Raw genomic sequence first — 26,136 nt, 5'->3', positions numbered from 1 at the left:
TCTCCATATCTTCAAAGAAGTGGAGATGACCTCCAATTCGATTGTATCCCATGAGGTGCGGCGTGAAGATCCTGATGTTCGGCCGAGGCGTGATCGCCACCATCTACGGCTGGGCCCTGGAGAGGGCCGGTCACGACGTCGAGTTCTACGTCCGGCCCGGACGCGCGGCGACGTACGGCGAAGCGATAGACCTCGACCTGCTCGACGCACGACGGCGGCCGTGGGGAGAACGCGTCGTCGAGAGGTGGCCGGTACGCCTGCGCGAGACGCTGGAGCCCGACCACGACTTCGACCTGATCGTGCTCAGCGTGTCGCACCACCGCCTCGCCGAGGCGGCGGCCTTCCTGACCCCGCGCGTCGGCCGGGCCACGGTGCTGGTCTTCGGCAACATCTGGACCGAACCGCCGGCCGCGATCGGCGACCTCCCCTGCGATCAGGTCGCCTGGGGCTTTCCCGGCTCCGGCGGCGGCTTCGGCGAAGACGGCGTGCTCCGTGGGACGCTGCTGCCGTCGGTCGTCTTCGGCACCCTCGGCCCGCCCCCGACCGACCGGGAGCGGGCCGTACGCCAGGCGTTTCGCGAGGCCGGACTCCGGCTCAAGGAACAATCCGATTTCCGCGGCTGGTTGTGGATCCATTTCGTGTTCGATGCGGGCCTGCACTCCCAAGGCCTGAGACTGGGCTCGTTGTCCAAGCTGACAGGGGCGACGGGCGACCTGCGCGAGGCGCTGCTGGCCATCCGCGAGCTTCTGCCGCTCCTCCAGGCGCGTGGTGTCGACCTGCGACGTCACCGCGGTGTGCTGTCGTTGCGTGCGCCCACCTGGCTGACGGCCCCCGTGCTCGCCTGGCTGACCGCTCATGTCGCGCTCGCGCGCGTGAGTTTCACGGCGCACTCCGATCCCGACGCCGAGGAGCCGCGTGAGGTCTGCCGGGACACCCTGGCCGAAGCGCGACGGTTGGGCATCTCGGTACCGCGACTGGAAGCGGCGGAACCGCACTTCGCCCGAGAGGGGACGGGGCGAGTCTGAATCCACCGATATCTGTCGGTCCCGGTGGTCCATTGCGGCTCCTTGGTCCGCCGCATCCCAGAGCCGAACCCGGTCGCACCGGTCGGCCAACCGCCGTTCACATGCGGCTTTTCGTTGTCCAGCCTCTATCGCCTGTCCGTGACGTCGTGGAAGGAAAAGTCATGACCACCGCAGAGAAGCACGAGTTCCCCATGGCCCGTACGTGCCCGTTCGCGCCGCCGTCGGCGTACGAGGAGATCCGCGAAGGAGAGCCGGTCTCGCGGGTTCGTCTGCCCGACGGCGGGTGGGCCTGGGTGGTCAGCCGCCACGAGGACGTGCGAACCGTGTTGAACGACCGGCGGTTCAGCGCCGACCGGGAGCATCCGGATTTCCCGGCACTGGTCAAGGGCGAGGCGGCGTTCCGGCGGCCGGACGAGGAGCGCTTCCTGATCTCGATGGACGCGCCCGAGCACGGGCCGGCGCGCAAGGCCGTACTCGGCGAGTTCACGGTGCGCCGGTTGGAGGCGCTGCGGCCGCGGATCCAGGAGATCGTCGACGGGCAGATCGACGCGCTGCTGGCCGGGCCGCGGCCCGGTGACCTGGTGGAATCGCTGTCGCTGCCGGTCCCGTCACTGGTGATCTGCGAGATGCTGGGCGTGCCCTACGCCGACCATGAGTTCTTCCAGGAGCACACGGTGAAGGTGATCAAGCAGTCGACGCCGCCCGAGGAGCGGGGGGCGGCCATGATGGCCATCCAGGGCTACATGACCGACCTCATCGCGCGGAAGGAGGAGAACCCGCCGGACGACCTGCTCGGGCGGCAGATCGTCAAGCTGCGCGCGGACGGCACCTACCGGCGGACGGCACTGGCCCGCATGGGCTTGCTGCTGCTCGTGGCCGGCCACGAGACGACGGCGAACATGATCTCGCTGTCGACCGTGGCGTTCCTGCGCGACCCGGAGCAGCTCGCGATGATCAAGGCTGACCCGGGCAGAACGCTCAACGCGGTCGAGGAGATGCTGCGCTACTTCACGATCATCGACGTGGCGACGGCCCGGCTGTGCGTCGAGGACGTCGAGGTCGGCGGGCAGCTGATCCGCGCCGGCGAAGGACTGCTGGCGCTCGGGTATTCGGCCAACCGAGACCCGCGGGCGTTCGAGAACCCGGACAAGCTCGACATCGAGCGCGGCGCGCGCCACCACGTCGCGTTCGGGTTCGGGCCGCACCAGTGTCTGGGCCAGAACCTGGCTCGGATGGAGCTGCAGATCGTGTTCGACACGCTGTTCCGTCGCGTGCCCACGCTGGAGCCGGCGATGGATGTCGACGAGCTGCCGTTCAAGGACGACGCGAACATCTATGGCCTGTACCGGCTCCCGGTGACCTGGTAGCGGACGAACCGCCATCCCCATCTCAGGAGGAGAGGGCCATGAAAATCATCGCGGACACCGACAGGTGCGTCGGTGCCGGACAGTGCGTGCTCACTGAGCCCGCGCTGTTCGACCAGAGCGAGGACGACGCCACAGTCATCGTGCTGAACGAGACACCGGAGGGCGAGCTGGTCGAGAAGGCCCGCGAAGCGGTGCACCTGTGCCCTGGCCAGGCACTCTCCCTGGAGGAGTGAGGCAATCCGTGGATGGCCGTACAGCCTGAAAGGATCACGCTGATCGGTGTGGGACGCCGAACGGCGCGTCTCCGCTCGAACAGGGCAGTGGCCGCGCGAGAGCAGGTGAGCCAGGAGCAGGCGGCGGCCGTTCTCGGAGAGCAGCGGCAGGCCGATACCCGTCACCGCCGCCCGCGTGCGCCGTGGCCGCCGAGCCCAGCAGCGGCGCGGTCGCGGCGGCACCGGCCACCACGGCGGCGCCCCGCAACAGCGAACGCCGGTCCCATGCCCCGTTGTCAGCCACAACCCTCTCCTTTTCCTGGTCACCTTCGACGCGACGTTCCGATCGGCGGACGGAACGTCGCGTCCACTGTCGACCGGCCGTGTGCCCGCCTCGTCCTCGCCGCGTCATGGTCGTGTCACGGCCCTGCGGACGGTCGCGCCGACGGTCGCCGTCGTCGACGAACGGTGACGTGCGGCGGGCAACGCGGGCACATTCGGCGCCGATCGTGGTGCGTCATGAACGAGCCACGCATGATCCCGCCTCGGCCCCGTGACCGGCTGTACGCCGTGGTCACGCTGGTGCTCGCCGTGCTCCTGCTGCCCGCGGCGTTCGTCCGCGACCCCGGCCGCGCCCGCGAACTCGCCTGCCGCTGGGCGTTGCGGATGCGATTCCCCGCCGAGGACCTCACCGGGCTCACCGAAGGTGCCCTGGCGGCGTTCACCGCGGCGCGCACCCGGGCGCTCTGGCGTCACGGCCGGCTCATCGGCCTCACCTCGGGATACCGCGATCCCCATGTGCAGCAACGGATGTTCGACGAGGAGGTGCGCCGCGCGGGCTCCCCGGCGCTGGCGCGCATGCTCGTGCTGCCACCGGCGGAGTCCGGCCACGTCAGGGGCGTCGCGTTGGACGTGCGCCCCCACGAGGGCGCGCGCTGGCTGGAGGAACACGGCGCCCGCTACCACCTTTACCGCATCTACGACAACGAGTGGTGGCACTTCGAGCACCGCCCGGACAGCGGCGGCAGGCCGCCACGGCGACTGCCCCACCCCGGCGTGGGTTACGCCGGCGAGCGCACGGACCGGCTGTAGTCCGGTCCTGGTCAGCGCGTGGAGGGCGACTGGGGGAAGTCGAACCGGTCGGTCCGGCGAGCACGACCCCCGGTGGTCGGCGGGGGACGGCCGGCTCGTCCCGCATCGGGACCCAAGGCCGCCGGCCGTGACACGACCATGACACGGCGCTGACGAGGCGGGGACACAGTCGGTCGACAGTGGATGGGGCCCGCTCTCCAGGGGGGGAGCCGGCTCTCTCCGTGCCGTCGAGGAAGGCTGATCGATCGTGACCGAACGCGTACGCGTGGCCGTGCTGGCCGGTGGGCCGTCCGCCGAGCACGAGGTGTCGCTGCAGTCGGCGCAGGCCGTGCTCAACGCTCTGCCGAGGGATCTGTACGAGCCCGTCGCGGTCATCATCGACCGGAGGGGCAGGTGGCCGGTGGAGTTGCGACGCGGTCTGGTGGACGTGGTCTTCCCCGCGCTGCACGGGCCGTTCGGCGAGGACGGCGTCGTGCAGGGTCACCTGGAGACGTTGGGCATCCCGTACGTGGGCTGCGGTGTCATGGCCTCCGCCGTGGCCATGAACAAGGTCGCGATGCGGCGCGCGTTCCTGGCAGAGGACATTCCGATCACGCCGCATGTGTGGTTCACCGAGCACGAATGGGTCACCGCCACCGACCACTGGGAGCTGGTGAAGCCGCTCGACTGGCCGATGTACGTCAAACCGGCCGGCATGGGCTCCTCCATCGGCATCTCACGTGTCACCTCCATGGAGGAACTGCGCGCGGGCGTGGATCTGGCGCTCGCCTACGGTCGGGTGGTCGTCGTCGAGCAGGGCGTGACCGCGCGCGAGGTCGTCTGCGGCGTGCTCGGCGGCTACGACACCCCGGATGCCTCGGTGCCCGGCGAGCTCATCGTGCCCGGCGACTGGCTCGACTACGAGGCCAAATACCTCAGTCAGGCCGAGATCGTCACCATCCCCGCGGTGCTGCCGGACCGGGTGGTCGAGGATGTGCGGGAACTGGCCCTGCGCGCCTTCCGGGCGATCGGCGGCTACGGCCTGTCCCGTGTCGACTTCCTCTACGAGGAGGACACCGGACGCCTGTACGTGCTGGAGATCAACACCATGCCCGGCTTCACCTCACGTTCCGTCTACTCCAGGGCGTGGGCCGCGAGCGGTGTCCCGTACCCGGATCTGCTGCGCCGCCTCATCGACCTCGCGTTCGCCAGGAGCGGCTCATGATCCCCATCACGCTGAACGAGATCGCGCGGGTCGTCGGCGCGAGCCTGCACGACGTGCGCGACCCGCAGGCGCCGGTGACGGCGCCCTCCGCGGTCGACTCCCGCGAGGTGGTGCCCGGCGGCCTGTTCGTCGCGACGGCAGGCGCCCGCGTCGACGGCCACGACCACGCGGCCGGTGCCGTCGCGGCCGGCGCCGTCGCCGTGCTGGCCTCAAGACCCGTCGGCGTGCCCGCCCTCGTGGTCGAGGACGTCCAGCTCGCGATCGGCCTGCTGGCCAGGCACCTGCTCGAACGCATCAGCCCGACCGTGATCGGTATCACCGGCTCCGTGGGCAAGACCACGACCAAGGACCTGCTGGCCCAGGTGCTCGAACGGCACGCCGCGACGGTGGCCACCGACAGGTCGTTCAACAACGAGCTCGGGTTGCCGCTCACCGTGCTGCGTGCCGATGCCACCACCCGATACCTGGTGCTGGAGATGGGGGCGGGCCGCAAGGGCGACCTGAGGTATCTCACCGGGATCGCACCGCCCCGCGTCGGGCTGGTGCTCAATGTCGGCAGCGCGCATGTGGAGCGCATGGGAGCCGGGCCGGCCGACGTGGCCGAGGCCAAGGGCGAACTGGTCGAGGCACTCCCGGCGGACGGGTTCGCCCTGCTCAACGCCGACGACCCGTACGTCATGGGCATGGCCGGCCGTACCAGGGCCCAGGTCCTGCTGTACGGCGGGTCGGCGCAGGCGCGGGTGCGAGCCGAGAACGTGCGGATGGCCGACCGTGCGCGAACCGCGTTCGAGCTGGTCACGCCCTCAGGACGCGCCCCGGTCGAGCTCGGCCTCATCGGCGAGCACCAGGTGGGCAACGCCCTGGCGGCCGCCGCCGTCGCCACCGTACTCGGCCTGGGCGTCGCCGAGATCGCCGACGGGCTGAACGCCGCACGGCGGCGCTCCGCGGGCCGGTTGGAGATCGTCGAACGACCCGACGGCGTCACCGTCGTCGACGACGCCTACAACGCCAGCCCCGAATCCATGCGGGCCGGGCTGCGGGCGGTGAAGGCCCTGGCCGGTACCCGTCGTACCGTCGCCGTGCTCGGCGCGATGGGGCAGCAGGCCGGCGCCTCCCGTACCCGGCACGCGGAGATCGGCCGGCTCGTCGCCGACCTCCGCTTCGACGTGCTGATCGCGGTCGGACCGGGGGATCCGCTCGCGATCGCGGAGGCGGCGGAGTCCTCGAAACAGGGCGTGGCCGTCCACACCGCCCAGGACGTGGCCGAAGCACTCGGACTGGCCGGCGCGCTTCTCGAACCGGGAGACGTGGTGTTCGTCAAGGCCTCCAGCGAGATCGGGCTCGGTGCCTGCGCCCGTGCGCTGGCCGGAGCCTGACCGCCGGCGCGTCGCCGAGGAGACGAGCGGACCAAGTCCACGCCGACGCACCGCCTGGCCGGTGGCGGCACCAGTCATCGAAACGGAGTGCCATGCGTACGATCGGTCTCATCGGCGGGTTGAGCTGGGAATCGACGGTGATCTACTACCAGATCATCAACCAGCGGGTCCGCGAGCGGCTCGGCGGCAGCCATTCCGCCAACAGCCTCATCTGGTCGGTCGACTACACGACCGTCGAGGACCTCGTCTTCGCCGACCGCTGGGACGAGGTGAGCACGCTGCTCGCCGAGGCCGGCGGGAAACTGGAGGATCTCGGCGCCGAGGTCCTGCTCGTCTGCAGCAACACCTTCAGCCGGGTGAGCGACGACGTGGCGCGGGCCGCGAGCGTGCCCGTGCTGCACATCGCCGACGCCGTGGGCGCGGAGATCCGCGCGAGGGGGATGCGCAAGGTCGGTCTGCTGGGCACTCGCTTCACCACGGAGCAGCCCTTCTACCGGGAGCGGCTGGCCGCCCACGGCCTCGACGTGGTCGTCCCGCGACGCGAGCAGCGGGAGCTCGTCCACCGTGTGATCTTCGAGGAGCTGGTGCGCGGGGTGCTCAGGGAATCCTCCAGGGACGAGTACGCCCGGGTCATCGCCGATCTCGCGGCGGAGGGAGCCGAAGGCGTCGTCCTCGGCTGCACGGAGATCGAGCTGCTGATCACCGAGAAGGACACCGCCGTCCCGCTGCTGCCGAGCGCCCGGCTGCACGCGGAGGCGGCGGCCGGCTTCGCGCTCGCCGAGTGACGCACCCTCGGTCGCGTCCCCGCACAGCGCGTTGACGCCGTACGACCCCCGGTGCCGCAGTCCGGCGCGGACATGTTCGACGCCGAGGACAGGTCCCCACCGTCACCCCGGAGGGTTCCGGGGAGCGAAGGTGATCGTCGTGGTCGGTGCGACACGTCCGCTCGGCGGGTCGCCGGCCGGAATGACGTCGCTGGGCTGCACGCCGCAGCCGGATACGGCGATGAGCGATACGAGGCCCACGGCGAGCACGCGGCGGGCGGATCCTGTCCTCATTCGGGGCCTCCGTCCGGATCGGCTGCCCGGCGCGGCAGGCGCAGCGTGAACACGGCACCTCCGTCCGGGGCGTTGGTGACGGTGAGGTCACCTCGGTGCAGGCGGGCGTTCTCCCGGGCGATGGCCAGGCCCAGGCCGCTGCCCTCGGACCTGGCTCTGGCCGCGCTGGCCTTGTAGAACCGGTCGAACACGTGCGGCAGCACCGCCTCGTCCACCCCCGGCCCGTGGTCGCGGACCTCAAGAACGATCCGGTGCGGGTCGGCGTGAAGCCGTACCGACACCGGTGGCTCGCCGTGCCGCAGGGCGTTGCCGACCAGGTTCGCGAGGATGACGTCCACCCGGCGCGGGTCCAGCCGCGCCGTCACCCCGGGGGGAACCTCGGTGCGCACCCGCTCCGACCAGCCCCGCACGCGCAAGGTCGCGTCCACCAGTTCGGCCACGTCGACCTCGTTCGGCGCGAGGGCCGCGACGCCGGAGTCGAACCTGCTGATCTCGATGAGGTCGTTCACCAGAGCGGTGAGGTTGAGCGCCTCCTGGCCGACCAGCCTGGCGGCCCTGTCGGCGGGTTCGGGCAGCCGGGCCGCCTCCTCCTCCAGGACGTCGGCGACCGCGGTGAGCGCGGCGAGCGGGGTGCGCAGCTCATGGGACACGTCGGCCACGAACCTGCGGGCGTCGGCCTCCATCTCGCGCAGCTGCCCGACGAGCCGTTCCAGCTCCGCGGCGGTGTTGTTGAACGTGCGCGCCACGTCGGCCAGCTCGTCGGAGCCGCGCACCGCGATCCTGGTCCGCATCTCGCCCTCGCCCAGCAGGCGCGCCGCCCTGCCGAGCTCGCGCACCGGGCCCAGAACGCCACGGGCGGCGAGTGACGCCAGGACGACCGCGAACGCGAGGGCCGCCCCGCCGATCAGCCAGGCGACGGCGGCGAGCTCGTCGATGCTGCGCTGTTCGGGAAGCAGGCTGCGCGCGATGTATACCTCGATACCGGACACCCGCGTCGTCCGGTCCTCCTCGATGATCAGCAACGGCATGCCGATGATGAGAGTGGGCTCGCCCTGCCGCACCACCCTTTGCCACGCGGTGCGGCCACCGGCCACCACCCGTCGCAACTCCGGTGAGGCCATCCCGAAATCCAGGGCCGGGGACTCCTCGCCCGGCCTGTCGCCTCCCAGCGGCGGCGAGGACGGCGGGAGCGGTGAGTGCGCCTCGCGGTAGACCGCGACCGCGAAGCCGTCGCCGTCGGTCGCGGCCTCGGCGATCTCGCCGAGCTCGTCCGGGCCGGGCGTCGCGCTCTGCAACGGGTAGAGCGCCTGCAGGCGGCCGGTCATCGCCTTTACCGCGGCATCCTGGGTCCTCTTCAGGATGGAGTTGCGTGCCTGGACGTAGATCCCGCCGGCCACCGCCGACGTGGTGACCACACACAGCAGCGCGAAGGAGAACAACAGCCGGGCACGCAGTCCCAGGCTCGGCCGAGGTGTCACCGGCGGATCACACCGGCCCGAACCGATACCCGAACCCACGTACCGTCTGCACGTAGACGGGGGTCGCCGAGTCGTCCTCGATCTTCGCGCGCAACCGCTGCACGCACGCGTCCACCAGGCGCGAGTCGCCGAAGTACCCGTGCTCCCACACCGACTCCAGCAGTTGCTGGCGGCTGTGCACCCGGCCGGGAGTGCCGGAGAGTTCGAGCAGCAGGCGCAGTTCGGTCGGGGCGAGGTCCACCGGCACGCCGCGTTTGGCGACCACGATCCCGGCCCGGTCGATGGTCAGCTCCCCGTGCCGCTCCAGCTCCGCCTGGTCCCGGCCGACCCGCCGCAGCACGGCGCCGATGCGTGCCTCAAGCACCCTGGGCTGCACCGGCTTGACCACGTAGTCGTCGGCGCCCGCCTCCAACCCGGCCACCACGTCCATGTCGTCGCCGCGCGCGGTCAGCATGATGATCGGTGTCTGACCGGCGGCCCGGATACGGCGGCAGACCTCGAACCCGTCCATGCCGGGCAACATCAGATCGAGCACGACGACGTCGGGAAGATCCGTACGCAGCCGCTCCAGCCCCTGCTCGCCGGACTCCGCCGCGCGCACCCGGTATCCGTGCCGGGTCAGGGCCAGCTCAAGACCCTCCCGTACGGCCGGGTCGTCCTCGATCAACAGCACCCGCGACACGCCGCCGAGTCTCACCGCACGCCCCCGTAACTCGTCCACCGGTCGGCCCCGTCCAGTGTCGGCCGGCCGTGTCCCCGCCTCGTCCTCGCCATGTCATGGTCGTGTCACGGTCTTGCCGACGGTCGCCGCCGCCGAACAAGCGGTGATATGCGGCAGGTGAGGCGCGTTCGGCGCCAATCGTAGTTCGTCACGAACGAGCCACGTACGATCTCACTTCGGCCCTGTGACCGGCTGTGACCGGCACGGCCCGGCTACGTCGACCGCCCAAGCGCCGGCGAGCGGCGCCTGGGCGAGGGGAGGCGAAGTCGTCTTTTCTTCAGGCCAGGGGGGAGGTCACCGTGAAGGAGGCGTCGGAGGCGAAGACCGAGGTGGACGCTTTCAGGTCCAGCCGCATCTCGTAGTTGTAGTGGCGCAGATAGCGGCCCGGCAGGTTGTACGACTCGAACGAGGTCGTACCGCCTCCGGCCAGCCCCGCCCTGCCGCAGAACGTGGCGTCACCCTTGAAGATCGCCGTGCCGTCGTCACGCTGCAGGGTGAGCCGCATGTTGTAGTGCCGCAGGTAGTAGCCCGGCAGATTCACCGCCTGGAAGGAGTAGCAGCCGTTGTTGGCCAGCCCGGCGGTCACGGTGAACGTGGCGTCCCGGCGGTCGGCGAGCGTGCTGGAGGCGCTCAGCGGATCGATACGGGCAAGATTGTCGCGGTGGCGCAGATAGCGGTCGGGGAAGTTGGCCGAGCGCAGCGAGCGGTTACCCGTCGGCACCGCGGTCGTGTCACCGGAGTCCTCGCGCAGCACGGTGAAGTGCCTGGCGACGCCGGACAGGCCGGACAGTTCGACCTTGGCGGAGAAGGCGGACAGGTCGGAGCTGTCGGCGTAGTAGTAGCGGCCGCCCGTGTAGTTGTCGAAATAGATCCGCCACCTGCCGTCGGGCAGCCGGGTCAGCGCGGGCCCCTCCAGCCCCGAGCCCCAGCCCGCCCAGTTCCCGACGCCGGTGAACTGCCAGGGGCCGGTGAGCGAGGTGGCGGTGGCGTGCTCGATGTACTTCGTCGTCTCGTTCTTGAGGAAGTTGTGGTACGTGGAGCCGACCTTGACCACGAAGCTGTCGATGTAGTTCGCCGGGATGCCCAATGCCGCCGGGGCGCTCCAGGACGACAGGTCGGTGTTGGTGGCGGTGATCCGATACGGCCTGAACTGTCCCGCCGTGCCGGTCGTCGAGGCCGAGAAGATCACGTGAACGCTGCCGTCGGAGTCCTTGAACCACTCCGGCGCCCAGGTGCTGCCGGTGGCACCGTTCAGCCCGACGGTCACGTTGCGAAGGAACGTCCAGCTCACGGAGTCGGCGCTTCGAGCGAAGCCGATGGTGTCACCGGTCCAGTTCGTCGTGTAGACGAGGTAGTAGTAGCCGTCGGTGTGCCGCAACACGCTGGGATCCCTGATCAGCCCCGACGGTGGCGTGTAGGCGTTGGCCCGCACGAGGGAGAAGGTGGAGGCGTTGGGGGAGTCGTAGACGTACATGTTCGATTCACTGCTGTTGGTGAAGGCCGTCATCAGGTAGTGGGGGACCGGACCTGCGGCATGGGCCGCCACCGGTGTCAGGACAACGGCCATGACGACGGTGAACAATGCGGCCAAAGCTCTGTGATACCTACGCATTCCGGTACCTCCACGATGTTAGCGATAACATTTCACGGCGAGCGTACGGAGACGGTGATTCGAGCGTTGGCGCATTCTTAGCCCGGCGAAGGGGCCTTCGTCAATGAGGCGATCTCGTGCGCCCAGCAGAATAGGAGGTGAAGCCTGCTTGATTCCAATTGTCCGGCGGTTGGCGTCAGTGGTCGGCCAGGGAGGCGATGAGCTGGTCGGCCTGCTCGACGGTGGGGTTGGAGCGGGCGGGGACCCAGGAGGCCCGCAACCGGCCGAGCTCGGTTTTGACGCGTCCTGAGGTGAGCAGCGGAAGATCCGCTCGGAGTTGCAGGATGGTGGCGGCGGCCTCGTCGGGGTGATGCTGGCGGATCTGCAGGTCGGCGAGGCGGCAGGTGATGAGCGCGCGGGAGCGGCGTTCGGCGGTGCGGCGGGCACGGTTGGAGTCGGTGAGGTGCCGCTGGGCGGCGGGCAGGTCCGCCAGGTGGGCGAGAGTCATCCCGGTCTGGTGTTCCAGGGCGGCGCGGCCGTAGGTGCCCGTCCACTGTGACTCGGGCATGGAGTCGGCGCGTTCCACGTCTGCTTCGGCTTGGCGTAGCGCGGTGAGCGCGGCCTTGGGGTTGCCGTTGGCGGCGTGTGCTTCGGCGCACATGCCGGCCATCCAGGCTCGGACCCGGGGCGGGCCGCCGCGTAGGGTCGACGCCGCCGCCTCGGCGAGGTCGACGGCGCGGGCCGGGTGGCCGAGTTCGACGGCTTGGACCGCGAGGCCCCGCAGAGCGGTCGCTTTCGCCACCGGGTCGTCGGCTTCCTGGGCGAGCCGGACGGCCTGAATGTAGATGTTCTGCGCCAGCCCGGGGGAGTTGCCGGCGTCGGAGGCCATGAACGCCGCCAGATACGTCATCTGGGAGGCGGCTGAGAACAGCGCGGGCCGGGTCTGCCCGGTGGTGCCCTGCAGCAGGGGCCCCACCTCGTGGACGAGGTAGGCGAGGACGGCGGTGCGTGCGTGGCCGCCGCCGAACAGGTCGTCGGCGGCGGCGAACTGGCTGCTCATCACGCGGATGCGTTCTGCGTCGGAGTCGCCGGCTTGGCGGGGCTGCCCCGGACGGTCAACGGTGGTGAGGAGTGCGGGCGGCAGGTTCAGCGCGGTAAGCGAGTACAGGCCAGCGCTGAGCAGCGATCGCCGGTTGAGCATGTCGTCCCTCCCTAAGCGGATCACCCAAGCCACGGGATCGCCCTCCCAGGGCTTGTCGGAGGCCGCTTCGACGTGTGGCCATCCCAGGTCGCGGGTGGTGAGACCGCGGCCGAGGAGCCGAGTGAACGCTTCGACGATGACGAGTACCGTTCCCGGCGCAGGGGTGGTCCCTGACAGCCAGTGTGCGATGGCAGCCGCGTCGTAGTACATAGCCCGCCCATTTTCCGCCCCCACAGCGTTGATCGTTTTCGCGATCTGGGTGTATGGCTTTCCGGTGGCCGCGATCGCGTCCTGCAGCGCGGTGTTACTCACCGGATGACGTCGCTGTCTTGGCATGTTTCCCCTCCTGTCGTTTTTCAAGGGCGCCGAGGATCCAAAACCATCCAATACTCAAAGCCCTACCTGGAGGGATGGGTTCGCCTTTCACTGGCATCGGAATGTGAACGTGACCGGCTGAACGCGAAGCGCGATGCAGATGGCCAGTGGCTGTGCTGCAGATCTTCGCACCTGTCAGGGAAGGGGCCTTTTCTGTGATGAACCCGCAGGCCAGCACACTCGTTTCCGCAGCCGATACCGGTGAGGATCCCCGCGCAAACCCCCAAAAGAGGCAGGAGTTGCAAGCTGGCGGCGCTGCTTCGGAGCGGGCGGTGGGTCTGCTGCTGAATCCGTGGCGGCTGCGCGTCATCGGCGACGCGGACCTGGTGGCGGGGGTGGCCGCGGTGATGGTGCCGCCGTGTACAGCGAGCGACGCCGGCCCGGCCGCGGACTGGACGATCCGCGTCGAGTACGACGACCACGACCAGATGCCCGGCGACGTTGACGCGCTGCTCGCCGACCGGCCCGCCCTGGTGTCGCCGCACGGCGGCCCCCGCCTGGCGGTGGCCGGCGCGGGAGGCGGCCTGCTGCGGCTGCTGGGCGTGTACCGGCCCAGGAGCGCCGCGGCTCTGCTGGAAGTCGACCGGGTGCGGCGCCTCACCCGCGTCGCCGTCCCCAGCACGGGGCCGGGCCTGCGCTGGCCCGACTGGCTGGCCCGGCTGTTCTTCTCCTCGCGGATGCTGGACGGCGGATGGCGGATGCTGCACGCCTCCGCGGTGACCGTGAACGGGGTGGCAGTGTTGTTCGTGGCCGGTTCGCGGGGCGGGAAGTCCACGCTCGCGCACCGCGCCTGCGACGAGCTGGGCGCCCGGTTCATGGCTGATGACCTGGTGATGGTGACGGGGGACGGGGTTGTCGCCGGGTGGCCGACCCGCGTTGGTGTGCCTGCGGAGCTGGCCGCCCCCGCCGGTGGAGAAGAGCAGCAGCGTGTGGTGGCCGGGATGGTGCGGCGGCGCACGCTGTTCACACCCGGTGAGCACCGCGCGGTCGTCGACTGGGCGCCGCCGGCCCGGCTGGGTGCGGTGGTGCACGTGGTCGCTGACCCTGAGCTCACGCAGGACCAGCCGATGCGCGCCACCCGGTTGAAGCCGGCCGAAGCTGAGGCGGTGCTGGCAGGGGCGGCCGGAGTCGCGGGGCAGCGGCTGTACTCCACCGACCTGCTCGGTGTGGTCGGCGGCCCGCAGCCGGGCGGCAGCAGCTGGCCCGCACCCGGCTGGGGAGCGGTGCTGGCCGGAGTACCCGCCGCCCGCCTGATGGTGCCTCACCTGCGGGAGTTGCCGCACGCCCCGGTGTGGGAGTCGCTGGCCGAGCTGCTGGAGGTGACGGCGTAGTGGGTGAGGGAACCGTTGCCCGCCGCTTGGTGGTTGTGCCCAGTAGCGGCCGCACCCTGGCTGTCGTCGCCGGTGAGAACGTCATCGCGGCGTGGCCGCACATCGCGCCGCATGTGCCCGGAGCCTCCGCTGAGCTGCTGCCTCCCGGCGACGAGCCGGCGGCCCGAGGGGTGGCTGTGCCGGACGCCCCACCCGACGCCCGCCGGGTGATCAACGCGCATTTGCATGTGGTGCACCTGGCCGCTGGGACCGTGTGCGTGCACGCGGTGGCGATGTACCGGCCCGGCGGGAAGGCGGTGCTGCTGCTCGGCGATCACGGCGCGGGGAAGACGTTGGCTGGTTTGGCGCTCGCGGCGCGCGGCTGGCAGTGGCTGGCCGGAGACGTCACCTTGGTCGACGTCGCCGCTGACGGCGGCCCTTTCGTGCGGGGCGGCACCACCGCCATCCTCGGCCGGCGCGGCGCGGTGCGCCGCTGGTTTCCCGAACTGGACCTGCCCAAGGCAGGGCCGGCCATCGTCGACCTGCGTCGGCGTAACACGGTGACGGCCGGGCGGGTGCGGGTACCGGTGGCGGCGGCGATGCTCGTCTCCCTCGACACGGCCCCTCCCGCAGCAGGCGGTGTTGTCGAAAGCGTGGACCGGCATACGGTGGCTACGGCGTGGCTGCGCGGCAGCGGGCACCTACTGGATCGGCTCCTCGATGACGGGGAGCAGCCGCTGCGGCTGCTGGAGGACGAGCACGCCCAGCGGCAGCGGCTGCGGCACGTGCACGCCTTGACCGGGTCGGTCGACTTCTACGCGGTACGCGGCACCCCGCACGACATCGCCACCCACGCCGAACGCCTGGCCGAGGATCGGTGAGCGGCGTGAAGGAAACGACGCCGACGGCGATGCCTGTGTCTGCGGTGGCGGTGGACTTCGGCGGCACCCTCGCTCGGCCGGGACCCAGCCCGGATGCCGTAACCGTGGCCCACATCCTGTCGGAACTGGGCGGCCCGATGATTCCCGGCGGGTTCGCCGCCGCTTTCGAAGGGGTGGTGGGCCGGGCTCGCGCCGCCGACAGGCCACGCCACGAGCAGACGCCGTTCGCGGAACTGCTGCGCCTGGCCGCAGCGGAAAGCGGGGCCGTGCTGGACGACCCGCAGGCCCTGGCGCGGGCGGTGTTCACCGCCGTCCCCGACGCCGAGGTCGACCCGGTGGCCGCGCACGCGCTGCGGAACCTGCACGAGGCGGGCCTGGTGTGCGTGCTGGCGTGCGACACCCAGCGGCCCGAAAGCGTGCGCCGCGCCACGCTGCGGCGAGCCCGCCTCAGCGACTGCTTCGACGCACTGGTGCTGTCGAGCACGCTCGGCGTCCGTAAACCGCATCCGCGGTTCTACGCCGCCGTGATCGAAGCGGCGGGCTGCCCGCCGGAGCAGATCGTGTTCGTCGGCGACACTCCGCGCAAGGACGCCGTTGGCCCGCTCGCCCACGGGATGCGCGCGGCCCTGATCAGCCCGGGCGGGCGGCCGCCCGGCCTGGACCCGCGCATCGGTGTGATCGCCCACCTGAGTGAGTTGCCCGCCTACCTGGGGAGCCTGCATGCTTACTGACCGCACCCGACCCGCCCGGATCCGGTACGCGGGCACGCGGATCCGCCTCACCGAAGGCCAAGCCCACCTACTGCCCTCCGCCGCTGTCGCGGACGGGATGACGGCGGCCCGGTTCAGCGTGCTCAGCCCCGGCACCGAACGCCGGCACCTGCGCGCCACCTATGGGCCCGACGGTTCCCGCGACGCCGGCTACATGACGTTCGGCGGCGACATGATGGCCGGGTGGAGACTGGCGGCGGCGCCGCACGGCGCCGCATTCGACGCCTCCGCTGAAGGCGTGCTCGCCGCGCCGCCCGGCACCCGGGCTCAGGCTGCCGCGCTGGCCCGCTTCCAGCAGCTGGCGGTGCTCGGCCTGGACCGGCTACCCGGCCTGGCCGGTTTGGACGAGGTCGTGCTGGTCGGCTCCGGGCCGGTCGCGCTGGGGTGCGCCCTGGAGCTGTACCGGCGCGGCGCCACCCGGGTACGAGTACTGACCTCCCGGCCGGACCCGTTGATCAGCCGTGTGCCCGGGGTGGAGTGCGTCGCCGCCGTCGCCCAGGGCAGCGCCGACGTGGTCGTGGATACGGCCGGAACACCGCGCCGCGCCGCCGACCTGCTCACCAAAGGCGGCGTCCTGGGCCTGCTGGGCACCCCAGACCCGGTGTCGCAGCTGTCGGCGCTTGACCTGCACCGGGCCGGGTGGACGGTCGTCGGCATGCACGAACTCGTCGCAGGCCCCGCCTGCTATCAGGACGCCTACACCACGGCGGCGGCCTGGCTGAGCTGGCACCTGGACCCCAGCCTGGTTGATGGCTGGTGCCGGATCGTGCCCGGCGAGGCGGCGCCCGCCGTGTACGGCACCCTTGATGGCCCCGGCCGCCCCACCGAACCCGTTGTGATCTTCTCGTGGGAGGTGCCATGAACACCGCCCCGGTCGGGCTGTACAGCATCTCGGTACGCGGCCTGCACGTCCCCGACCTGCTGGCCTGGGCCGCCTCCCACACCATCCCGTTCGTGCATCTGCGCGGCGGCCCCCGTGGCGTCGACCTGGCCTGCCAGCCGGCGTCGATGATATGGCGGTGGCGGAAAGCCGCAGCGGAAACGGTGCCGATCACTGGGGTTACCGCCGACGTCGACGTGGCCGACCTGCTCACCGGCGACGCCGGCACCCGCAGGCGGGCAGCCTGCGACGTGGCCGAGATCGCTGAAACGGCGGCGATCCTCGGCGCCGGATGGGTGCGGCTGCTGGCCCGCACCCCGCTGACCGCATCCGACCTGCACCAGGGGGCAGGTTTGCCTGTTCTGGCCGACAGTCCGATACCGCTGCTGATCGAACCCCACCACCCCGGCTGGGTTGCCCCGGACACGCTGCGGCCCTTCCTCGACCTGGTGGGCTCCTGCCCGCAGCTGGGGTTGCTGGCCGACACCGCGCAACTCGCCGCCGCCCTTCCCACCAGCTCGGAGAAGGCTGCCTGGTTGGGGCCGGTCCTCGACCACGCCCGCGTGCTGCACCTGTCGGATCCGGGAACCGGATTGGATGCGGCCGGGCATGCTGTCGTCGCTGCTGCGGCCGCCGACAGGATCTGGGCCGGGCAGCGGCTGGAAGTCGCCGTGGAATGGACCGGCGCTGACCGCAGCCCCGACGAATGCCTGACCCGCTACCAGCAGGCAACCGCCTGGTGGGGCCGACTCGCCACCGCGTACCCGCAATGAACCCGCCGCCGGCAGGAGGGTGGGTGGTGGTCACCGACTACCCGGCGTGGCCGAGCCCGTACTTCGCTGAACTGCACCGCCACGCCCCGCCCGGCCTGCCGCTTGGCTTCACCTCCAGCCTCGACGCTCTGCCCGAACAGCCCACCCAGCCAGGGGTGATCAACATGCATCGACTTAAACGCCTGTACCGGGGAAAAGGCGGCCAGCGCACCCTGCCTGCGGCCAGAGCGCTGCTGGAGCGGCTGGAGGCGCTGCGTGGCGGCGGGTGGCGCATCGTGTGGACGGTGCACAACCTGTTGCCCATCGACGGCGGCTCGTCCCGGGACGCCGACTGGTATGCCGCGCTCGGCGTGCTCGGCCTCGCCGACGCGGTGCTCACCCACACCTGCTCCGACGCGCTGCACCTGGCCCGATTGACCAAAGCGCCCGTTGTTGTCGCCGGGTGGGGTGGGCTGAGCGTTCCCCACCGGATTGCCCCGGCGCCGGAACCGGTGCGCGCCCTGGTGCGGCGGTTGCGCGCTGCCCCTTGCTCGGTGCTGGCCGTGGGAAACCTCACCTCCTACAAGGGGCTGCCCGCCGTCGTGGAGGCGTTCACCGCGCACACCCGGCGGGCGCAGCTGCTCATCGCCGGGCCGTGCCGCGACGACGCGGTGGCCACCGATCTCGCCGCCGCTGCGCAACGCAGCGGCGGCCGCGTCCACGTGCACACCGACCGGGTACCACCCGAGCAGGTGCACCGCCTGTACCGGGCCGCTGACGTCGCACTGTGCCCCTACCGCGTCGACAGCCAGTGGGAGGTTTTCACCAGGGTGTTGTATCCCGGCTCGGTGAGCACCGCGCTGGAGTTCGGCACCCCCGTCATCGCCCCGGAACTGCCCCCCATCGCGGAGATGACGGCCGGTTGCCCGGCGTGGCTCTACCCGCCGGGCGAAGGGCCCGGCCCGGCGTTGGCCGCCGCCGAAGCCGCAGCCCGCCTCCCCGTCCGCCCCCGCCTCCGGTTCGAGCGGGCAGGCAGCGCGAGATGGCGGGCCGTCACCGCGACCTACCGGCAGGTCTTCGAACGGTTGACCGGCGCGAACAGCACGTCGAGCAGGCCAGGGCGGGGTAGCGTGACGGCTTTTCCTGGCCAGCCCTCCGGCGTTTCGCGGCCGCCTGACTCCACGCCTCCACAACCACAAGCAGAGAAGGTTTTTCATGCCTGACTTCGCCATCGCTTCTTCGCCACCTGAGCAGGCCGACCGTATCGCCGCCGCCCTGGCCGCCTCCTACGGGTTGACGGTGCACGCCTTGGCGCGGCTGCCCATCGGGCAGGGCACCGTGAACTACCGGGCCGACTGCGCCGACCGGCAGGTGTTCGTGAAGAACTATCCGCCTGGCACCGACCTGTCCGCGGAACGGGAAGCGATCGCCCTGTCGACCCAAGCGTTGGAAGCGGGCATTCCCGGCGCGCGGGTGCTGGCCAACCAGGCGGGTGACGTCATCGACACCAGCGGCTCGCCGACGGCGTCGATGTCGGTGTGGGAGTGGATGCCCGGCCAGGTCGTCACCCGCCTCTCGCCTGCCCAGCTCGCCGCTGCCGGCGCCGCCTTGGGCCGTATCCACGCCCTGTTCGCCAACCATCCCACCCCTGCTTCTGCGGCCGCGCCCACGGTGGAGCGGTGGTTCGGCATCGACGTCGACGGCCTCACCGCGACGATCGACCAGCTGCTCGACATCATCGCTGACCGGAGTCGTGCCGGTGCTGCTGACGCGTTCGACGTCGACGCGCAGCGCACGCTCCTGGAACGCCGCAGCATGCTCGCCCACATTCCGGGGCTGCTCGTCAGCCTGCCCGCGGACCTGACCGTGCAGGTCGTGCACGGCGACTACTCCCCGGTCAACCTCCTGTTCACCGGGGAAAGGCTGTCGGCGGTGCTGGACTTTCGGCCACCGGACCCGTTCCTGCTCGCCTACGACCTGGGCCGTATGGCGTTCTACCCCAACACCGTCACAGGCGAAGGCTGGTTGGACGCCGCCGCGACCTTCATCGGCGCCTACCGGAAAGCCCACCCCGAAGTGGCCGACGTGGACGTGCGCGCCTGCGGCCGGGTCGCGCTGCTGCAGCTGCTGAAAAGCCTGTACGGGGTCAAACAGCATTACCTCAAGCCTGGCCTGGTCCAGGTCGACCTGGACGCCTTCTGGCTGACACGCCACCAGGCGGTGAGCGTCCTGCTGTCCGAGCTGCCCGCCACCGACACGCTGCTGACGGAACTGGCCGGCTGATCTGCCGCACGCCGCGTTGACGGCGTGCGTTTGAAAACACTTTCCCCCCGACACCCCAAGGGAGATCCCGTGACCATGGACACCGTTCCCGCGTCCGCTACCAGCGCGACCTGGGACGTCCTCCGTGGGCCTATCCCGCCCGACGCCCTGCCCACCGGAGCGGCCGAGGTCGCCGAACGTCATGGCCTGCGCGTCCAACAGCCCGGCCCGGACAGCCTTCTCCTGGCCGACACCGGCGACGTCCCCCGCGTCGCCGTGCGCTGGCACCCCTGCACCCTGGACCGGCCCGACACGCTCAGCCACGTCCTGCCCGACCAGCAGCCCATCGAGATCCTGCTCGACGTCCACCCGGGCGGACAGGAAGCCGCCGAAGACCTGCGGGCGTGGCTGCGAGGCCGGCTGCGCTGCTACGACCCGGCCGAACTGCGCCAGCTCACCGCGAGTATGCCGCTGCTCGCCCGCTTCGCCACCCGCGACGCGCACCTCGACGGCTGGGCAGTGATCTTCCGTGATCATTACGTGGAGAACACTCTGGCCTTCCTGCTGGCACTGCAGCGGTCCGGTGTGCCCGCCGAATGGATCTACGCGTTGGCCAAGGGCGACCGCACCCATAACCGCGACCGTGTCCACGCCACGCTTCTGGCCCACGGGTGCGGCAGCGGCCTGCTCGACAACACCGCGATCAACGCCCCGGCCAGTCACGCCGACGACCTCGCCCATGCCCTTGCCGGGGTGGATGCGTTCATCGACGCCGCCCACGCCGCCGGCCGGAAGGTGCTGGTCATCGACGACGGCGGCCTGCTCGCCCAAGGCTACGGCTGCGCCGACGCGCCCCGCCGGGTGGACGCCGCCTTGGAGCTGACCGTGTCCGGACTCAAACGCATCGCCGCGGCCGGGCCGCTCGGCATCCCGGTTTTCAACCTGGCGCGGTCAGCGTTGAAAACGAACCTCGGCTACCCGGAGATCGCCGACTCGTGCCTGCGTAGACTGCGTGAGCTGCTGCCCGCCGTGAAGGTCATCGGCCGCACGGTGCTCGTGCTCGGCTACGGCACCTTGGGGTCGCGGCTGGCGGTCGCGCTGCGCGCCCAGGGCTGTCAGGTTCACGTCGTCGACCCCGCCCCGCTCGCGTTGATCGCCGCCGCCGAGGCCGGCCACCCCACCTACCGCTCCGCCGCCGACGCACTGCGCACTGTGCGGCCGTTCCTGCTGGTCGGCACCACCGGGGAGGACGCGCTCACCGAGGAGGTGATCAGGCTGCTGCCCGAAGGGGTGGTGTTGGCGCCGTACGCCACCCGTGACTTCGCGCTGCTGGCCACCGACTCGGAACTCACCGAAACAGCGGTGGAGATTCCCGGCGTCGGCCGCCGCTACCGGCTGCGCGGCGGCACCCAGGTGACGATACTCGGCGACGGCCGCTCCCTGAACCTGTTCGAAGCCGACGCCATCCCCAACCAGGGCTACGACGCCTACCGGGCAGGGACGCTTCTCGCCGCGAAAGCCCTCTGCGCCCAGGCCGGCACGCTGTCGTCCGGCGTGCACACCGGCGTCGTCGACGACATCATCACCGCTTCGGGCCTGTACGACGCCTACTACGACACCTACCTGGCCGCGGGCACACCTGACCGGTCCGCCGGGTCGGCACGGCTGCCGGAGATGACGGTGTGCATGGTCGGCTACGGCGCGGCCGGTCGCCTGCACGCCCAGCTCCTCGCTGACAGCGGCGCCCAACTGGTCGTGGTGGATCCCAAGCATCAGGACCTGCCGAAGGAGTACCGCACGTTCAGCCACGGCGTCGACGAGCTCCCGCCGCAGGTCGCCGCTGGCGTCGGCATGTGGTCGGTGTGCTGCCCCACCGCCGACCACGTGCCGGTGCTGCGGTCGATCCTCGCCCACGACCCGCAGGCGCGGATCCTGCTGGAAAAACCCGCCTGCCAAGGCCATGAGATCGGCGAGCTCGCCCGGCTGGTCGGCGAGCACCCGGCCGCCCGCGTCATGGTCACCGACCAGTACCGGCACGCCCGCGCCCTTGACGTCGCCGCCGACCTCATCGAGGAGCACGAACCCGGCACCCCGATTCACCGCCTCACGGTGACCTTCACCAAGGATCGGAGCGCTGACATCGCCGGCGGCCGGTTCGTTGACCGTTCTTACGGGGTGCTCGGCTACGAGTGGCTGCACATGCTGGCTGTGCTGCGCCGCTTCCTGCCCGCCGACGTGTTCGCCGCCTACCTGGCGTCGCCTCCTCGGCGGGCGACGCTGCGCGCCATCTACGACCCCAGACTGTTCGTGTCGACCCTCACCGAGCACACCACCCTCCACGTCGGCGACGCCCGGCTGCATGTGGAGCTGCACTCCAGCATCACCACCCCCGCCGTTGTCCTGGGCGAGGTGTCCGAGCACGCTGCGAGCGAGTGGCGGTGCGGTATCCGCCCCGCCGACGACCGGCACCGATACCTCACCGTCGACGTCGGCCGTACCCGCGTCACCGTGCACCTTGACCCGGTCACCACGGCCGGCGGCTGGCAGTTGGACCGTAACCGTCACCGCGTCGTCGTCGAACGCGACGGCGACATGCTCTGCGACCAGGTCGTTGAAGACTCTCCGCTGCGGACGGCCATCTGTGAGGCCGCTGATGCGCTCACCAGCCGGCGCCCGCTGCCGCCGCTGGATCTGGGCCCGCTGCAGCGCATCACTGCTCTCGCCGAGTACCTCCGCGCCCAGCAGCCCGAGCAATTTATGACGCCAGCCGGGACCGCGACCGCCTGGTCGACGTCCCCACCCCAGTCTGCGACTGGGGAGCCATCCCTGCGTGCGCAGTCTGGCGGATGAGGCAAGGGACATCATCGAGTGCGTGACTGTCTCGTTTTGTGAAGCTTCGAACGAACGCGTTCACAGGGGCACAAAATCGTTGGACAACGCCTGTCGGGACGGCGATCGTTGGCGGCATGCGACAGGAGGAGATCTGGGACGTCGACGCCGCCCAGCGCTACGACACGCCGGGTAGCGGCATGTTCGCGCCCGAGATCCTGGGGCCGACCGTGGACCGCCTCGCCGAGCTCACGGGTGACGGGCGGGCGCTTGAGTTCGCCATCGGGACCGGTCGCGTGGCCGTGCCGCTCGCCGAGCGAGGGGTGCCCGTCACCGGTATCGAGCTGTCACCTCCGATGATCGACCAACTGCGGACCAAGGTCGACGAGGCGACGATTCCGGTGGTCGTCGGCGACATGGCGACCACCACCGCCCCGGGCGAGTACACGCTGGTCTACCTCGTCTTCAACACGATCTCCAACCTGCTCACCCAGGCCGATCAGGTCGCGTGCTTTCGCAACGCCGCCCGTCACCTCAACTCCGGCGGCCGGTTCGTGATCGAGCTGTGGGTGCCTGAGCTGCGCAAGCTCCCACCGGGTCAGCAGGCCATGGTCTGGCACAGCGATACCGGCTACATCGGTCTGGACACCTACGACACCCTGCGCCAGCACGTCGTGTCACACCATTTCAGGTTCGACGAGAGCAGGCAGGCCCAGCTGTATCGCAGCCCGCACCGCTATATCTGGCCGGCCGAGCTCGACCTCATGGCCCAGCTGGCCGGGTTCGCACTGGAGAGCAGGCACGCCGACTGGGCCGGAGCCGAATTCACCGCCGAGTCGCGTTCTCACGTGTCCGTCTACCGCATTCCGCCGGACCGCTGAGAGTGCCACCGTCAGAGTCAAGATCGCTGATCAGGTCTCGTGCCGTTCCGAGAGCGGAAGGGAGAAAATAGGGCATGACGCGATACGTGGCGCTGCTGCGCGCGGTGAACCTCGGCAGCCACAAGAAGATCTCCATGCCCGATCTGCGCGCGGTGTGCGCGGAGCTGGGGCACACCGACATCCAGACCTATCTGCAGAGCGGCAACGTCGTCTTCACCGCCGCCGAGCCGGAGGCGGGAAAGGTCGCGGCGCGGCTTGAGGAGCGGCTCGCCGACGGGCTCGGGCTGACCACGAAAATCATCCTGCGGACCGCCGGTGAGCTGAGGGCGGTCGTCGAGGCGAGCCCGACGAAGGCCGACGATCCGACCAGATACTCGGTGTGGTTCCTGCTCGACCCTCTGGTGGCGGACTGGCTCGACGGTTTCGAGGCCGGGAGGTTCGCGCCCGAGGAGATGTGGACGGCGAGCCGTGAGATCTACCTGAGCCTGCCGAACGGTACCGGCCGCGCGAAGCTCCCGGTCGCGCTCGAACGACGTCTGAAGACCCCGGCCACCATGCGCAACTGGAGAACCGTCACCAATCTCGTGGAACTGGCCGAAGGTTGAGCCGGTGAGGATGCCGGTCCGCGACGCGGACCGGCATCCTCACCGAGGGCGCCGCCCGCGCGGACCCCGGTGCCCGCGCGGGCCCCTGTACGCGGCGCCGTCAGGGGATCCTGGACAGGTCGATCACATATCTGCCTTCCACGGTGAGGTACGTCATCATCCGCCCGGCCCGGTCGGCGACCGGGACCCGCCCTGCGTGCCGTCGTTCCCGCTGTCGAAGGCCGCCAGCTTTCCGGTCTTCATGTCGTAGAGCCCGAGCCCTGGGGCGTCGTCTCGGAGGTTGCGCGCGTAGAAGCGGCTCTGGCTGGGAGGCTCCGGGATATGGAAACCGGGCGGCACCTCCTGCTGCGTCGAGCCGTCACGTGACCGGGTGAACGCTCTGGCGCCGCCGGGCGTCGTCGAGATGCAGGACTGGACGCCGCAGGCGAGCAGTTGCTGTCCCTGCCGGGCAGGGGCCGCGTCGTCGGTCTGGCCGGTCTCCAGGTTGACCAGGTGGGTGAACGGCGCCCCGTCCGCCCCGTCCTGTGGGCTCCATGTGCCCGGCGAGCCCGCCCACGGCCAGGACAGCAGGTGCAGCCCGGTCCCGTGGTCGAGCGGTGTCACCCGGCCCCCGTCCACGGGAACGCTGAACACCCCGCCCTTCCGCACGGAGAACACGATCGCGCCCTTCGCCACGGCGAGGCCGTCGATCGTGTCGCCTCCGGTCCTGTGCTCGGCCACCTGCCTGGCCTCGCCTCCGGTCAGCGGTACGGCCCAGAGGCGCACGGAGGTCTTCGTCGAGGTCGACCACGCCACCATGCCCTTGCCCAGGCCGATGTTCGCGGCGTTCCCCGCGGCCTTCCCCGGCCCGTGCATATCCGTGATCTTCCGTAGGTCCCCTCCGGTCAGGTCGTAGAGGTAGAGAACCTCGGGCCGCATGGCCTTGGAGAGCGCGACGTTCTCCTCCGTGTGCTCGCCCGCCGCGGAACGGAGCTTGCCGAGCGCCCGCGACGCCTGGCTCCGCACGGTTCCGCGGGAGATCTTCAGAGCCGTCGCGATCTCCTCGTCGCTCAGCCCTTCGTATTGACGCGCTCCCCGGCCTGAAGGCCAGGGATTCAGTCCGTGCCGCGCGTTCATGCGGCACCTCTGTGGCTTCCTGCTTCATCGGTGTCCGCCACCGCGAGCGGTGGTCTTACGTCACCTCCACGGGCGTTTAACGTCTCCGCCTCCCGCCACGTTTCAGTGGCGGGTTTCCGTCCAGCGGCGACGGTCCGTCGGCCCTCGGCCAGCACGTTGCGTGCGGCGTTGACATCGCGATCATGGACCGCGCCGCACAGGCAGCCCCATTCCCGGACGTCCAAAGGCATGGCGGTGGCCACTCTCCCGCACTGTGAGCACAGCTTCGAGGACGGGAACCACCGATCGATCTTGGCGAAGGTGCGACCGGAGCGTTTCGCCTTGTACTCCAGCATGTTCACGAACTGTGACCAGCCCGCGTCGTGCACCGACCTGGCCAGCCGGGTGCGGGCCAGGCCCTTGACCGACAGGTCCTCCACGTAGACGGCTTGGTTGTCACCGATCAACTGGGTGGAGAGCTTGTGGGCGAAGTCCCGGCGCGTGTCGGTCACCCGGGCGTGCGCGCGGGCGACCTTGACGACGGCCTTGGCGCGGTTGTTCGACCCCTTCGCCTTACGGCTGAGAGCCTTTTGCGCCTTGCGGAGCTTCTTGGCCGCGCGGCGCAAGAATCGCGGGTTGTCGATCTTCCGGCCGTCGGACAGTACCGCGAAGTGGGTGAGCCCCAGGTCGATGCCGACCTCGTCGGCGACCTCGGGCGGCGGCTCCTCAGTGGTCTCGACCGGTCGGGTAGCCGGGATACGTCGCCGTATCCCGGCCCCCTCAGAACCGTGCGTGCGACTCACACCGCACACGGCTCAAGCAGAACGCTCGGGCGTTTTTCCTTGCGTCCGGTCTTCTTGTCTTCGGCTTCGTGATGTTGCCGATGACAATCCGCATGTACGAGTCGAAGGTTGTTCTTCTCGTCCTTTCCGCCGTCTCGCCGGTAGACGAAGTGATGTTTGTTCAGCATCCTCTTCGAGGCCGCGAACCATTCGATCCATTGTCGGACATTGTCTGGTTCGTGCTCGGCTCCGGCGATCAGTGCCCCTCGGCAGAGCGGGCAGATGCCTTTCTGCCGGGCCGCCAAGGCATAGCTCGTCTTGTCCATGGCGGGGGGCACCTTCTTGCGGTGCCTCGATGCCCAGTAGTCCTGGAGTGAGGGGTCGTCAGG

At 70.4% G+C, this 26,136-nt stretch carries 23 protein-coding genes and 1 pseudogene; 17 read left to right on the top strand and 7 right to left on the bottom strand.

Annotated elements, in window-relative coordinates:
• Positions 1–62 precede the first annotated feature (62 nt).
• The 7 genes from AB0B90_RS38205 to AB0B90_RS38175 all read left to right on the top strand — a co-directional run bounded on the left by AB0B90_RS38205 (position 63) and on the right by AB0B90_RS38175 (position 7,061).
• Entirely contained in the window at positions 63–1,025 is a 963-nt protein-coding gene (locus AB0B90_RS38205; RefSeq protein ID WP_362926761.1) for a 2-dehydropantoate 2-reductase N-terminal domain-containing protein, read from the top strand.
• 161 nt (positions 1,026–1,186) lie between these two features.
• Positions 1,187–2,392, top strand: coding sequence for a cytochrome P450 (locus AB0B90_RS38200; protein WP_362926759.1), 1,206 nt, complete (start codon positions 1,187–1,189; stop codon positions 2,390–2,392).
• Positions 2,393–2,430: 38 nt separating this feature from the next.
• On the top strand, positions 2,431–2,625 hold the full coding sequence (locus AB0B90_RS38195) for a ferredoxin (RefSeq protein WP_350949447.1): 195 nt from the start codon (positions 2,431–2,433) through the stop codon (positions 2,623–2,625).
• A gap of 498 nt (positions 2,626–3,123) precedes the next feature.
• Positions 3,124–3,696 carry a D,D-peptidase/D,D-carboxypeptidase VanY-N gene (gene vanY-N, locus AB0B90_RS38190; RefSeq protein WP_362926757.1) on the top strand — a complete coding sequence of 191 codons (573 nt, stop codon included), beginning with the start codon at positions 3,124–3,126 and terminating at the stop codon, positions 3,694–3,696.
• A gap of 247 nt (positions 3,697–3,943) precedes the next feature.
• Complete coding sequence (locus tag AB0B90_RS38185) at positions 3,944–4,900, top strand: D-alanine--D-alanine ligase family protein (RefSeq protein ID WP_362926755.1); 957 nt, start codon at positions 3,944–3,946, stop codon at positions 4,898–4,900.
• Positions 4,897–6,276, top strand: a complete 1,380-nt coding sequence (gene murF, locus AB0B90_RS38180; RefSeq protein WP_362926753.1) for a UDP-N-acetylmuramoyl-tripeptide--D-alanyl-D-alanine ligase — start codon at positions 4,897–4,899, stop codon at positions 6,274–6,276. The genes AB0B90_RS38185 and murF overlap by 4 nt, the downstream gene beginning before the upstream one ends.
• A 92-nt stretch (positions 6,277–6,368) precedes the next feature.
• Positions 6,369–7,061 (top strand): aspartate/glutamate racemase family protein, encoded by a 693-nt coding sequence (locus tag AB0B90_RS38175; RefSeq protein WP_362926751.1) that lies wholly within the window; start codon positions 6,369–6,371, stop codon positions 7,059–7,061.
• A gap of 269 nt (positions 7,062–7,330) precedes the next feature.
• Here AB0B90_RS38175 and AB0B90_RS38170 read toward each other — a convergent pair whose 3' ends face one another.
• From AB0B90_RS38170 to AB0B90_RS38155, 4 genes are all read right to left on the bottom strand, one after another.
• Complete coding sequence (locus tag AB0B90_RS38170) at positions 7,331–8,812, bottom strand: HAMP domain-containing sensor histidine kinase (protein WP_362926749.1); 1,482 nt, start codon at positions 8,810–8,812, stop codon at positions 7,331–7,333.
• A 7-nt stretch (positions 8,813–8,819) separates the two neighbouring features.
• Positions 8,820–9,494 carry a response regulator transcription factor gene (locus AB0B90_RS38165; RefSeq protein WP_350949441.1) on the bottom strand — a complete coding sequence of 225 codons (675 nt, stop codon included), beginning with the start codon at positions 9,492–9,494 and terminating at the stop codon, positions 8,820–8,822.
• A 316-nt stretch (positions 9,495–9,810) separates the two neighbouring features.
• Positions 9,811–11,124, bottom strand: a complete 1,314-nt coding sequence (locus AB0B90_RS38160; protein ID WP_362926747.1) for a glycoside hydrolase family 43 protein — start codon at positions 11,122–11,124, stop codon at positions 9,811–9,813.
• 196 nt (positions 11,125–11,320) lie between these two features.
• Entirely contained in the window at positions 11,321–12,661 is a 1,341-nt protein-coding gene (locus AB0B90_RS38155; protein ID WP_362926745.1) for a hypothetical protein, read from the bottom strand.
• Between the two features lie 311 nt (positions 12,662–12,972).
• Here AB0B90_RS38155 and AB0B90_RS38150 point away from each other — a divergent pair, with 311 nt between their 5' ends.
• The 10 genes from AB0B90_RS38150 to AB0B90_RS38105 all read left to right on the top strand — a co-directional run bounded on the left by AB0B90_RS38150 (position 12,973) and on the right by AB0B90_RS38105 (position 23,870).
• Positions 12,973–14,031 (top strand): hypothetical protein, encoded by a 1,059-nt coding sequence (locus AB0B90_RS38150; RefSeq protein ID WP_362926743.1) that lies wholly within the window; start codon positions 12,973–12,975, stop codon positions 14,029–14,031.
• A gap of 29 nt (positions 14,032–14,060) precedes the next feature.
• Complete coding sequence (locus AB0B90_RS38145) at positions 14,061–14,891, top strand: hypothetical protein (RefSeq protein WP_362926741.1); 831 nt, start codon at positions 14,061–14,063, stop codon at positions 14,889–14,891.
• A 5-nt stretch (positions 14,892–14,896) separates the two neighbouring features.
• Entirely contained in the window at positions 14,897–15,622 is a 726-nt protein-coding gene (locus AB0B90_RS38140) for an HAD family hydrolase (protein WP_362926739.1), read from the top strand.
• A complete protein-coding gene (locus tag AB0B90_RS38135) occupies positions 15,612–16,523 on the top strand; it encodes a hypothetical protein (RefSeq protein ID WP_362926737.1) in 912 nt (303 codons plus the stop codon). Before AB0B90_RS38140 ends, AB0B90_RS38135 begins: the two co-directional genes overlap by 11 nt.
• Positions 16,520–17,314 carry a hypothetical protein gene (locus tag AB0B90_RS38130; protein WP_362926735.1) on the top strand — a complete coding sequence of 265 codons (795 nt, stop codon included), beginning with the start codon at positions 16,520–16,522 and terminating at the stop codon, positions 17,312–17,314. Before AB0B90_RS38135 ends, AB0B90_RS38130 begins: the two co-directional genes overlap by 4 nt.
• Positions 17,315–17,337: 23 nt before the next feature.
• Positions 17,338–18,516: a glycosyltransferase gene (locus tag AB0B90_RS38125; RefSeq protein WP_362926733.1), complete on the top strand. Its 1,179-nt coding sequence runs from the start codon at positions 17,338–17,340 to the stop codon at positions 18,514–18,516.
• Positions 18,509–19,576, top strand: coding sequence for a phosphotransferase (locus AB0B90_RS38120; protein WP_362926731.1), 1,068 nt, complete (start codon positions 18,509–18,511; stop codon positions 19,574–19,576). The genes AB0B90_RS38125 and AB0B90_RS38120 overlap by 8 nt, the downstream gene beginning before the upstream one ends.
• Positions 19,577–19,651: 75 nt before the next feature.
• Positions 19,652–22,405 carry a hypothetical protein gene (locus AB0B90_RS38115; RefSeq protein WP_362926785.1) on the top strand — a complete coding sequence of 918 codons (2,754 nt, stop codon included), beginning with the start codon at positions 19,652–19,654 and terminating at the stop codon, positions 22,403–22,405.
• Positions 22,406–22,521: 116 nt separating this feature from the next.
• Positions 22,522–23,265: a class I SAM-dependent methyltransferase gene (locus tag AB0B90_RS38110; RefSeq protein WP_362926729.1), complete on the top strand. Its 744-nt coding sequence runs from the start codon at positions 22,522–22,524 to the stop codon at positions 23,263–23,265.
• A 74-nt stretch (positions 23,266–23,339) separates the two neighbouring features.
• Entirely contained in the window at positions 23,340–23,870 is a 531-nt protein-coding gene (locus AB0B90_RS38105; RefSeq protein WP_362926727.1) for a DUF1697 domain-containing protein, read from the top strand.
• A gap of 156 nt (positions 23,871–24,026) precedes the next feature.
• Here the strand turns inward: AB0B90_RS38105 and AB0B90_RS38100 are convergent, their stop codons facing one another.
• The 3 genes and pseudogenes from AB0B90_RS38100 to AB0B90_RS38090 form a co-directional block, all read right to left on the bottom strand.
• Positions 24,027–24,986, bottom strand: coding sequence for a sigma factor-like helix-turn-helix DNA-binding protein (locus tag AB0B90_RS38100; RefSeq protein ID WP_362926725.1), 960 nt, complete (start codon positions 24,984–24,986; stop codon positions 24,027–24,029).
• Positions 24,983–25,705 (bottom strand): annotated as a pseudogene (locus AB0B90_RS38095) (transposase); the annotation flags it as partial. The pseudogene AB0B90_RS38095 and the gene AB0B90_RS38100, both read right to left, overlap by 4 nt.
• A gap of 59 nt (positions 25,706–25,764) precedes the next feature.
• Positions 25,765–26,136 (bottom strand): HNH endonuclease (locus AB0B90_RS38090; protein ID WP_362926723.1); only part of this gene is annotated, 372 nt, incomplete at its 5' end.

This window comes from Streptosporangium sp. NPDC049078 (assembly GCF_040648855.1).
Classification (GTDB): domain Bacteria; phylum Actinomycetota; class Actinomycetes; order Streptosporangiales; family Streptosporangiaceae; genus Streptosporangium.
Note: the sequence above shows the minus strand (reverse complement) of the source record. Positions and strands in the feature narration are given on the sequence as shown.

Coding starts and splice junctions, on each gene's coding strand:
- AB0B90_RS38175 (WP_362926751.1), top strand. CDS start 6,369: ATGCGTACGATCGGTCTCATCGGCGGGTTGAGCTGGGAATCGACGGTG.
- AB0B90_RS38100 (WP_362926725.1), bottom strand. CDS start 24,986: ATGAACGCGCGGCACGGACTGAATCCCTGGCCTTCAGGCCGGGGAGCG.
- AB0B90_RS38130 (WP_362926735.1), top strand. CDS start 16,520: ATGAACACCGCCCCGGTCGGGCTGTACAGCATCTCGGTACGCGGCCTG.
- AB0B90_RS38135 (WP_362926737.1), top strand. CDS start 15,612: ATGCTTACTGACCGCACCCGACCCGCCCGGATCCGGTACGCGGGCACG.
- AB0B90_RS38200 (WP_362926759.1), top strand. CDS start 1,187: ATGACCACCGCAGAGAAGCACGAGTTCCCCATGGCCCGTACGTGCCCG.
- AB0B90_RS38115 (WP_362926785.1), top strand. CDS start 19,652: ATGGACACCGTTCCCGCGTCCGCTACCAGCGCGACCTGGGACGTCCTC.
- AB0B90_RS38110 (WP_362926729.1), top strand. CDS start 22,522: ATGCGACAGGAGGAGATCTGGGACGTCGACGCCGCCCAGCGCTACGAC.
- AB0B90_RS38105 (WP_362926727.1), top strand. CDS start 23,340: ATGACGCGATACGTGGCGCTGCTGCGCGCGGTGAACCTCGGCAGCCAC.
- AB0B90_RS38155 (WP_362926745.1), bottom strand. CDS start 12,661: ATGCCAAGACAGCGACGTCATCCGGTGAGTAACACCGCGCTGCAGGAC.
- vanY-N (WP_362926757.1), top strand. CDS start 3,124: ATGAACGAGCCACGCATGATCCCGCCTCGGCCCCGTGACCGGCTGTAC.
- murF (WP_362926753.1), top strand. CDS start 4,897: ATGATCCCCATCACGCTGAACGAGATCGCGCGGGTCGTCGGCGCGAGC.
- AB0B90_RS38195 (WP_350949447.1), top strand. CDS start 2,431: ATGAAAATCATCGCGGACACCGACAGGTGCGTCGGTGCCGGACAGTGC.
- AB0B90_RS38120 (WP_362926731.1), top strand. CDS start 18,509: ATGCCTGACTTCGCCATCGCTTCTTCGCCACCTGAGCAGGCCGACCGT.